Annotated in this window: 16 protein-coding genes; all 16 read left to right on the top strand. The window is 59.9% G+C overall.

Features of this window, described 5'->3' with window-relative positions; genetic code table 11:
- Positions 1 to 117: 117 nt before the first annotated feature.
- Positions 118 to 327, top strand: coding sequence for a helix-turn-helix transcriptional regulator (locus L0U82_RS14155; protein ID WP_233831785.1), 210 nt, complete (start codon positions 118 to 120; stop codon positions 325 to 327).
- Complete coding sequence (locus L0U82_RS14150) at positions 324 to 500, top strand: hypothetical protein (protein ID WP_233831784.1); 177 nt, start codon at positions 324 to 326, stop codon at positions 498 to 500. The genes L0U82_RS14155 and L0U82_RS14150 overlap by 4 nt, the downstream gene beginning before the upstream one ends.
- Positions 501 to 784: 284 nt before the next feature.
- Positions 785 to 961 carry a hypothetical protein gene (locus L0U82_RS14145; RefSeq protein WP_233831783.1) on the top strand — a complete coding sequence of 59 codons (177 nt, stop codon included), beginning with the start codon at positions 785 to 787 and terminating at the stop codon, positions 959 to 961.
- Positions 954 to 1,193, top strand: a complete 240-nt coding sequence (locus L0U82_RS14140; protein ID WP_233831782.1) for a hypothetical protein — start codon at positions 954 to 956, stop codon at positions 1,191 to 1,193. Before L0U82_RS14145 ends, L0U82_RS14140 begins: the two co-directional genes overlap by 8 nt.
- Entirely contained in the window at positions 1,186 to 1,704 is a 519-nt protein-coding gene (locus tag L0U82_RS14135; protein WP_233831781.1) for a hypothetical protein, read from the top strand. Before L0U82_RS14140 ends, L0U82_RS14135 begins: the two co-directional genes overlap by 8 nt.
- The gene (locus tag L0U82_RS14130; protein ID WP_233831780.1) at positions 1,701 to 1,880 is read left to right on the top strand and encodes a hypothetical protein; all 180 of its coding nucleotides are present in this window, start codon (positions 1,701 to 1,703) and stop codon (positions 1,878 to 1,880) included. Before L0U82_RS14135 ends, L0U82_RS14130 begins: the two co-directional genes overlap by 4 nt.
- Entirely contained in the window at positions 1,877 to 3,235 is a 1,359-nt protein-coding gene (locus L0U82_RS14125; protein WP_233831779.1) for an AAA family ATPase, read from the top strand. Before L0U82_RS14130 ends, L0U82_RS14125 begins: the two co-directional genes overlap by 4 nt.
- Positions 3,232 to 3,663 carry a hypothetical protein gene (locus L0U82_RS14120; RefSeq protein ID WP_233831777.1) on the top strand — a complete coding sequence of 144 codons (432 nt, stop codon included), beginning with the start codon at positions 3,232 to 3,234 and terminating at the stop codon, positions 3,661 to 3,663. The genes L0U82_RS14125 and L0U82_RS14120 overlap by 4 nt, the downstream gene beginning before the upstream one ends.
- A 125-nt stretch (positions 3,664 to 3,788) precedes the next feature.
- Positions 3,789 to 4,406 carry a recombinase family protein gene (locus tag L0U82_RS14115; protein ID WP_233831776.1) on the top strand — a complete coding sequence of 206 codons (618 nt, stop codon included), beginning with the start codon at positions 3,789 to 3,791 and terminating at the stop codon, positions 4,404 to 4,406.
- Positions 4,403 to 4,861, top strand: coding sequence for a hypothetical protein (locus tag L0U82_RS14110; RefSeq protein WP_233831775.1), 459 nt, complete (start codon positions 4,403 to 4,405; stop codon positions 4,859 to 4,861). The genes L0U82_RS14115 and L0U82_RS14110 overlap by 4 nt, the downstream gene beginning before the upstream one ends.
- 62 nt (positions 4,862 to 4,923) lie before the next feature.
- Complete coding sequence (locus tag L0U82_RS14105; RefSeq protein ID WP_233831774.1) at positions 4,924 to 5,145, top strand: hypothetical protein; 222 nt, start codon at positions 4,924 to 4,926, stop codon at positions 5,143 to 5,145.
- Positions 5,145 to 6,032: a hypothetical protein gene (locus L0U82_RS14100; protein WP_233831773.1), complete on the top strand. Its 888-nt coding sequence runs from the start codon at positions 5,145 to 5,147 to the stop codon at positions 6,030 to 6,032. The genes L0U82_RS14105 and L0U82_RS14100 overlap by 1 nt, the downstream gene beginning before the upstream one ends.
- Positions 6,029 to 6,202 (top strand): hypothetical protein, encoded by a 174-nt coding sequence (locus tag L0U82_RS14095; protein WP_233831772.1) that lies wholly within the window; start codon positions 6,029 to 6,031, stop codon positions 6,200 to 6,202. Before L0U82_RS14100 ends, L0U82_RS14095 begins: the two co-directional genes overlap by 4 nt.
- A gap of 210 nt (positions 6,203 to 6,412) precedes the next feature.
- On the top strand, positions 6,413 to 6,547 hold the full coding sequence (locus L0U82_RS39715; protein ID WP_267929417.1) for a hypothetical protein: 135 nt from the start codon (positions 6,413 to 6,415) through the stop codon (positions 6,545 to 6,547).
- Complete coding sequence (locus L0U82_RS14090; protein WP_233831771.1) at positions 6,537 to 8,705, top strand: gp53-like domain-containing protein; 2,169 nt, start codon at positions 6,537 to 6,539, stop codon at positions 8,703 to 8,705. The genes L0U82_RS39715 and L0U82_RS14090 overlap by 11 nt, the downstream gene beginning before the upstream one ends.
- 3 nt (positions 8,706 to 8,708) lie before the next feature.
- Positions 8,709 to 9,245, top strand: coding sequence for a hypothetical protein (locus L0U82_RS14085; RefSeq protein ID WP_233831769.1), 537 nt, complete (start codon positions 8,709 to 8,711; stop codon positions 9,243 to 9,245).
- Positions 9,246 to 9,303 lie beyond the last annotated feature (58 nt).

Genomic DNA, 9,303 nt, shown 5'->3' with positions numbered 1-9,303 from the left:
CTGCGCTCGCCGAACTGCCAGCGTATGCGGGTAGCAACTTCCGACTTGATGTAAATAATAAGAAGCCATGTGTTCCCGGAAGGGCCGGGGACACTCACTATCCTCCAGTGAGAAAACATGGCCGAGCCAATCAAAACCGCACTTGCCATCCTGCGCCGCAAACAGGTGGAATCCGCAACGGGGCTCTCGCGCTCCACCATCTACCAACGCATCAAGAACAAGACGTTTCCGGCTGCTATCCAGCTCGGCCCCCGCTCGGTAGGCTGGCGCGCCGCCGACATCGAAGCGTTTCTCGCAAACCCCGCCGGTTACCGGGCGGTGGTATGACCGCCCTCTACGCCCACATCGAGCCCGCGGACGATCCGGCGTTCGTCTGGTTGCGCACGTCAGCCAATCCCGGCCCCGAACGCAAACCGGCGATGCTGGTGCAGCGTGACGAACTGAACGACGTGTTGCTGGTGCTGCTCGATGCCGCGCGGACCGGGGCCGGAACATGCTGAACGTTATTAGCACTTGTAAACCTTCCGGAATGTCGTATACTTTGGTTGTGGCTGAGACAACAGCTACCGGGTTTGGCGACCCGATCATGATGGCGGACGACCGCCGCAGTGCGGTTTTTTTACGTCCGTACGCCTTTGCGCGCCTTTTCAATGGGTGGGCCTGGGCGGGGAGACCTCCGGGTCTGCCGGTGCCATCGTGCCGGTTCGCCAACCCTGTTCAGTGCCCGCCCACCCCGTTTGGCGACGGGAAGCGGGCCTTCCTCAATCACGATGGAGTCCGCACCATGCTGCGCCATATCCCCGCTCGTCCCGAGCAAACACAATCCCTTATCGATCGGATCATTCGTGACGCATTGCGCAAAGCCGCACTCGCGCCGACCTACATGCAGGCACTCGACATCACCGGCGCCGCGCTGATCGCCGTTGCCATGCTTGTTCGGATGGAGGCGAATCATGGCTAATCACCTTCGCGACCCGATCCAATTTGCTTTGTCAAATCTCACTGATTCGTCGCATGTGCTGCTGAACGTGAGCACTCTGCTGCACTGTGCGTCAGACCTGCTGGATGACGTGGACAACGACGCCGCTTGCAAGGCGCAAGCACTCCTTCTCGTCGCCGCTGATCTCTCGGGCATAAAGTCCGAATGGATGTGTAAAGCTGTAACTATGTTGAGGGAGGTTGACCATGACTGACCTTCACTGCAAGGTCGGCGACCTCGTCGAATTCGATTGCCCGCACAATCCTGAGAGCCATGGTCGTTCGGCGCGCGTCGTAGGCCCTGCAGGTATCAATGGCCCTGACTGGTGGGAACTCGAACTCCGCGACGAGTTCTTCGTGATCCCTGATATCGACAATCCGGGCTGCTACGTCAAGACGAGCCAAAGCTTCGCGCCCGACCACATTCTCAAGCCCTACGAAGTCACGCAGATTGACCGTGCCCGGCTGCCGCGACGTTTGCCCATCGGTGATCTGTTTTATGTCGTCGGCTCGCACGGAATCATCTATGGACCGCCGATGCTCATGGACGCCGCCAAGCGCAAAGCCGCGGGCCTCAAGCGGGCCGAGATCGTCCCCGCATGGTTGTTAGCCGAGCAGGTTGGCAGCGCGCGCGAACTGTCCGGATCGACACAGGAGGCTCTTTCCGAAGCTAGGTATTCGCGTACAGACGCCGATCAGGAGTCCTATGTAGGAGTTGAACCATGAGCGCGGTTAAGACAGTTAAGGCGCGCGCGAACGAGATGATCGAGAAAGAATTGCAACGCTGCAGAAAACAAATGGGTGAACCTGCGTGGGAAAAGCACAAACAGTGGGTAACGGAAAACGTCGTAACGGCGGCAAAGATATGGCTCAAGCAGCAAGCGTCGGAGGGGAATCTGTGAACGACTATCTTGCCGACCTCGATGTCGATGGACTGAGCCAGGAAAACGCTGTCGCTGCCGCGAGGAAGGCGTTCTTTCGGCGCGAGAGCAAAGGGAGCGCCGCCGAGACCACGGCGCCGACGCGGCCCACCGTCGTGCTGCTACAGGCGTCCAATGTGGTCCCGGAGGCGATTCGCTGGCTTTGGCCAGGCTGGCTACCTGCGGCCAAGCTGACGATTCTGGCCGGCTCTCCGGGGACCGGCAAGACGACACTTGCGCTTGCGCTTGCTGCCGTCGTGACGCAAGGCTCCAACTGGCCGGACGGTCTACCGGGAGGCTCCGCGGCGAACGTCCTGATGTGGAGTAGCGAGGACAACCCCGCCGACACGTTGGTCCCACGCCTGATTGCTGCCGGCGCTGACCTGAACCGGGTTCATTTCGTCTGCAACGTTACGACCAGCGAGGGCGAGATTGTGCCGTTCGATCCGGCGCGTGATATCCCCCTTTTGGGCGAGCGCATCGAACGCATGGGGGGCGCCCGCCTGCTGATCGTCGACCCGATCGTTTCAGCCGTGTCAGGTGATGCGCACCGCGTCAACGATGTCCGGCGGGATCTTCAATCGCTCGTTGATATGGCCGGTCGCCACGGATGCGCCGTACTGGGAATCTCGCACTTCGCCAAGGGTACGCGGGGAAGTTCGCCGGCTGAGCGCGTGATCGGCTCACAGGCGTTCGTGGCACTCGCGCGCATGGTGCTGGTGGCCGCCAAGGACGAAGCCGCTGAGCGGCGGATTCTGGCCCGCGCAAAGTCGAATATCGCGCCGGACGACGGCGGCATCAGTTACACGCTGGAGCAGACTGAGGCAGTAACCGGGATTTCGGCCAGCCGGGTCGTGTGGGGCGAGCTTATCCATGGTTCCGCTCGTGACATTCTGGGCGATGTCGAGCGTATCGAAGAAGAGGATTCGGAGAGGTCAGAGAGGGACGAGGCGGCAGATTTCCTGCGCGACCTGCTTGCGGGTGGTCCGGTTCCGGTCAAGGCGATCAAGGCCGATGCCGGCGGTGCAGGTTACGCGTGGCGAACTATCGAGCGAGCCAAGCGAGATATCGGCGCTGAGGCTCAAAAAGGCGGAATGAAGGAAGGATGGGTTTGGCAACTGTCGGCCGAAGTCCGCCAAGACCGCCACGAAGAAACCGAAGTCCGTCACTCTCCTGGCGTTGGCGGTCTTCGTGTTGCGTGGCGGTCTTCGGTAGATACGGGGGTTTCAGGGGAGTCTACTAAGCCCGAAGACCGCCAATCTTCCGAAGACCGCCACTCAGGGGAGAGTGACGGACTTCGCGAAATTCCCCCGGGCGAGACGGAGGACGATGTATGAGCGCCGTCGAAATTGTCAGCAAGGCGAAAGCCATGGGCGTCCGGCTACTCCTGAACGGTGACGGCATCAAAATGCGCGGCCCGGCCGATGCCATTGCAACTATCAAGCCGGTGCTTGCCGCCCACAAGCCGGAAGTCATCGCGTACCTGCGCACCGTCGAGCACGAAGCAGCGCCCGCCGATTGCTCGGGGGCGTTGCTCGCTCCGGACGGCGGCCTATATCTGCCGTGGGGGCCGTACCTCTCGCCTGACGACGTGCGCCGGATGCGCGCCGAGCTGGCCGAACTGATTGAGGATCTGGCCGACAGCGAGGGCTGGCCGGCAGACCACCGGAACGATGTTCTGTCCCGGGCGATGCGCGGCCCGCTAGCCGATCTGCTGCCGAATCTGGCGTACTTCCGCGAACGGTCGAGGGGGCCAACTCCATAGGTGTACGGAATCGTTCTGTTTCGTTCAGCGTCTTCAGGCATGAACGAAACTAAGGGTTGACTGATTTCGTTCACCCACTACAATACGTACACTACTTTCGTACACATTCCGATGAGGGCCAAACAATGCCGCGCACGTTCATCTATGCCCGCGTCTCCACCGTCGATCAGGAGCCGGAGAATCAGATATGTGAGATCGAGGCGGCCGGATTCGCGATCGATCAGGACAAGCGTAAGCAGCGCGTCGTTAGGGAGCACATTAGCGGCAGCGTTGCGGCCCGTGAGCGACCGGGTTTCGCGAAGCTGCTGGATCGCCTCGAGGCTGGCGACGTGCTGGTAGTGACGAAACTGGATCGACTCGGGCGCAATGCGATGGATGTGCGGGCGACGGTCGAGTACCTGACGGAGATTGGAGTGCGCGTCCACTGCCTCGCGCTCGGGGGTGTCGATCTGACATCGGCGGCCGGCAAGATGACGATGGGCGTGCTTTGCGCGGTCGCCGAGCTTGAGCGCGACCTGCTCATCGAGCGGACGCAGGCAGGTATCGCTCGAGCGCGCGGCGAGGGCAAGGCCTTTGGTCGGCCATCTGCCCTTACGTCAGAACAGCAGGCCGAGGCGCACCAAAAGCTAACCGCAGGTGTATCGGTCAGCCAGATTGCCCGAGATTACCAAACGAGCCGCACGACAATCCTGCGGCTCCGAGAAAAGGTGCGCGCCGGACACATTTCGATCGACGCCGCATGAAGCACGACAGCACGTCCTACCGTGCCTTCTGGAAGAAACGTTCAGACATCTTTCTGAAGGCGTCACGAAATCCCGCAATCGTGAGTCGAGCGGTGCAGGCCGTAAGCCGCAGCACGGTCGATGCCCGACTTAACGGCGGCACACCGCTGGATTTCACGCAAGCATTGATCGAAGCGTATCTACGCGACTTCCATGAGAGGTTCGCTGGTGGTCGCTCGGCTGAAGCGGTGGGCCCGATCCGCAAGGCAATCCGCCGTATGTTGGCGCGCGTTCCAGGGCTGTCGACAGAGGCACTGTGGGACGTTCTCAAAGAGAACCCACCGCGGGGATGGAGATTCCTCGAAAACCGCGCTGGCAAATACATAGAAGGCCCGAAGCCCGGTCAGAACACGGACTACCGCTCCTTCGCCAATGCCTGTACCAAAGAACGAAAACGACTAAAAATCACAGGTTAGCGGCCATGTGATTGGCCTTTGCGAGACTCCAATCGTGCTGAAGACGAATGGAGTTTCACCAGATGGCCAATCCGAATATCCCCTCAGACCACTTTCTGCCGGGCCTGCGCGTCGATCCGTGCAGAGCCGAGTTGCACCAGATCATCGCCCCCGATGGCCGCGTGGTCGTTAATTTCCTGCCGCATAACGAGGTGTGGCACATCCTGCAGTACCTGAAACACCAACATCCGGCCGCACTGTTCACATTCCAGACGGTACCCGCAGACCAACTGGGAATCGCCTAATGGCCGCCCCTGGTGGAATCTCGAATGGCTGGCAGGTAGTCGACACGGACGGCTTGTCTGTGTCGAAAGGGCTAACACGGACGGGCGCGGATGCGTTGGTCAGTTCGTGGCTGGATATCGACGTCGAATTTGGTTGCCAGTTGCGTGTCGTGCCATGGGAACCGACCGAATCAGGGGAGCTGTCCATCACCCCTGCAAACTTCGACCTGCATCCAACGATCCCGATCAACCATGCGCTGAACCTGCCGAACATCGAGCGAGGCGTTGAGCGCGACTATTTGCGCAAGTGCATCGCGCATCACGACGAAGCCCAGGCGGCGTATGGATCGGCCAAGGAAGCCGCTGCGCGTGCCAAAAAGCATCGCGTGAAGTGTGACGGCGAGGTAGCGCGTTTGCAGGCAGCCGATGAGACAGAGATCGCCGCGGCGGGCGCGACGCTAGCTGATCGCATCAAGGCTGGCGAAGCTGCTCCGCTGGAGCCGAACCTGAAGACCGGCCGCGCCGCGCTGCTTGACGCCGAGGCCCGTCGGGACGCTGCACTCGAAGCGTGCGCCCTGCTCGACAGCGAACTCGCTGGCGCAAAACAGCACCTCGATACTGCGGCGTCAAACGTCCAGAAGGCTGCTGACGTCGTCATTCGCGCCGAGCTGATGCAGGCAGTAGAGAAACTTGAGGCGCTTTGGGTTCAGACCGTTCCTCTTCGGCAGCTTCTCGAAAGTGCGCGGTACTCCGGCTTTCCGCCCGATCAACGAACCCTCAAGGCCCTGCAACCGCCCGAGTTCCCGGGGCGTCCCTTGCTGCATGGGTGCATCGCCAACTACCGCAAAGCTCTGACGCGCGAAGCGGAAGCCAGCCTTGCCGACCAACCGCCGAAGGTGACCTCATGACGAAACAACTCGTGCGATGCCGGACGATCGACAAGGGCGCATTTATGGGATCACACAAGCGGGATCCCGCGCGGACGACATTCGATCACCTCACAGAAGTGAGGCCGATCAAGCCGGCCGAGGATATCAACGCACTCCACGAGGCGTTCTGGGCAAAGCTCAGGCGTTGACCGATTCCATGCTGGAGTGATTACCGGACGCCTGTACGGCGCGGATTGGTCGGTGAGTGCCGCGGCTCCAGAAAACCCCGACTGCCGGCGGTCTGTGGAAATTGAAACTCGCCCAGACGTGGCCGGCCGGTAAGGAAGGGGGCGAACAAACTGACGCCCCCTTCCGAATCGAGAAAAAGCAACTTTCATGATTATTTATAGGAGTGCTAAATGCAGCACACGGAACCCGAACAAAAAGAGCCGTCGCCGTTTTCTCTCGACGTGCCCGGAGCCGGTATAGACGAAGGTCAGTTCCGTCGCGAAGTCGACGACGCTCCGGCCGAAGGAGATGAACATGGCGACTGAAAACGACTTCCTGCCTTTTGCCGCCGGCGCGGGTGCGAATGTTCTTTCGCAAGCCGCATACGCCGCGCTGTCCGCTGTCTCGACGGGATATCAGTCCGGTGTTGCGCAGTCAGCAGCAGTCAACAAGACCTTGCGTCAGAGCAGCATCATGGCGGCCGTCCTCGCGCAGTTCATCGTCGCGGAGACGGGGCAGGCGGCGATCGACGACGGCACGACGGCGACACTTCTCGCCAACTTCACGAAAGCCGTTGCCAGCGCCGCAGGACAACTCGCCGTCCTGATCGATACCGGAGCCGCAAACGCATATGCGGCCGCCAACCCGGTCCCGCTCGCAGCTCTTCCGACTACCACGGGCCTCGTGCAGATGGTTCGCATCACGCACGCAAACACCGGTGCGTCGACCTATGCGCCTGACGGACTTGCGTCCAAGCCGATCTATGGCCTGGGTGGTCAGCCTCTCCAAGGCGGCGAGTTGCCGGCGAACGGCGTTGCAACGCTCGTCTCCTTTGTCGGTTCTCTGCTCAATGGCGGAAATCTTTGCTGGGTTCTGTACGAGTGCGTAGGTGGTGCACAGCAGGTCGGTGTAGCCACTGCATCGAATCACGCTGTGCCGCTGGGACAGATGCAGGACGGTCAAAGCGGATTCAGCAGCGTTGTCACGCCCGCGAATGGCGCGACGCTCGACGTGACGATGCTTGGCGAACTGATTCAGGTAGGCGGAGGCAATACCTATACGTTGGCCGCGCTTTCTACGTTCGCTACTGGCAACGGGCTTGCTTGTATTAACAGTTCGTCGGCACAGGTAGCGACGATAAATGTCACTGGTTCGGATGAATTTAATCTGGGTAGTGCGACTAACGTTACGACGTTCCTGGTTCAACCGGGTCAACTCGTTCAGTTCCTTAAGGTTAGTGGTGCGGCATGGCGTCCGGTCGGCGTTAGCGTCAATGCTGTCATTCCTTTGGTCATCGCCGCAGCCACGGGGGCAACGCATGCGGTACCGCTCGCTCAGATGCAGGCGGCGCAAGGTAGTTATGCAGGCGCGTTGACACAAACACCGGCTACGCCTATGGGGGTGAGCGACCTAGGGCAGTTTGTAAATCTAAGCGCAGGCAACACCTATACGCTTGATGCTATTTCGACATTTCAAACCGGGCAAGCGATCAATGTTGTATATGCCAGCTCAACCGGCGTTGCAACAATTTTGCCTAGTGGCTCGGACATCATTTCGTCTGCAGGTTTTAACGTCGCTTCGGTTGTGGTCGGCCCCGGCCAATCGCTGCGGTTCGTAAAGATCAGCTCCACCACGTGGCGCCCGGAGGGTACGGGCATTGCAGCGAATACGCCGGTCACACTGGCGGCTGCTACAGCGCCCGGTCAGGCAGCACAGCTTGCGCAGGTACAGGTCGCACAGGGCAGCTATGCAGGGGTGCAAACACCCGCTAACGGCGCCACGTTCACTTCGTCAAATTTGGGATTTCTTCAGCTTATTAGCGCGCTTGGCACATACAATCTCGACGCCGCAGCGAATTTCGCGGCGGGCAATTCGATATGGGTTGTCAACACGTCGCAAGTGAGTGTCATAACGATTGCTGCGAACGGAACTGACACTATCTTAGTTGGTAGCGCCGCCGCAAGTACGTACACGGTGCAACCCGGTCATTTCGCCAAATTCACGCGGGCCACGACCGGTGTATGGCGCGCCGATAGTTTGTCGAATGCCGCGGTACTGCCGCTTCCTGTTGCCGCAGCAACCGCAAGCAATCACGCGATGCAGTTGGGGCAAGTGACCAATACGACTTCACCGCTGGCGCTCGCGACCGCCGCAGCAGCCAGTGTGAATCAGGCAGTGAACCTCGGGCAGTTTGGATCGACGCTAAATGCCAATGGTTATCAGAAGCTTCCAAGCGGATTGATTATTCAGTGGGGAACGACAAGCGCAAATTCGAGCGGCATCGCTACACTCACGCTACCGATTACATTCCCGAACGGCCTCTATATGGCGTTGGCAAATTACATTCTATCCGGCACACCGGTAATTTCAGCGTCGGCAAGCATATCCAGCAATTCGACGACGTCTCAACTTGTCGCCGTAGCGCAAAACAATGGCGCGCCGATCAATGCTGGTGGAGTTTATTTCTTTGCAATCGGGCATTAAAACATGAGCCAGAAACTAGCAGCCTACAAGACCGACCCTGGTCCTATTGTTGCCTTCTACGACGACATCGACAGTCCCGTCCCCGAAGGCGTGACGGCCATCGAGATCACGAATGATCAGTGGCAGATATGCCTTGCAAATCCGGGCTGGACAATAGCCGATGGAGAACTCGTCGCGCCGACGCCGCCAACGGCGGAACAGCTTGCCTCTGCCGCGCTGATTCACTTGGCCTATGCTGCACTGAATGCGGGCCTCGCGGTTTCCAGCACCGGAACGCCAGCACTCAACGGCACCTATGCGGTCGACTCGCTGAGTCAGGCGGACGTCATTGCGATCGAGACCAGCCTGAATGCCGGGAAAGGCTTTCCGGGTGGAGCATCAACGTTCAGCTATCCCGATGCTAACGGCGCATTGCACAGCTTCAATGAAGCGAATTTCACCGATTTCGCGCAAACCGTGCGTGATTATGTGTACGGTTGCCGCGCGGTCATTGCTGGGCAATCAAGCGTATTGCCGCCGACTTCAGTAACCATCGCGTAGAGCAAAGAGGCTGGCCGACCTCATTGGAATTTCATGGACGGCGCCCTATGGGTTTGTT

The sequence above is a fragment of the Paraburkholderia sp. ZP32-5 genome (genome assembly GCF_021390495.1).
GTDB lineage: Bacteria > Pseudomonadota > Gammaproteobacteria > Burkholderiales > Burkholderiaceae > Paraburkholderia.
Note: the sequence above shows the minus strand (reverse complement) of the source record. Positions and strands in the feature narration are given on the sequence as shown.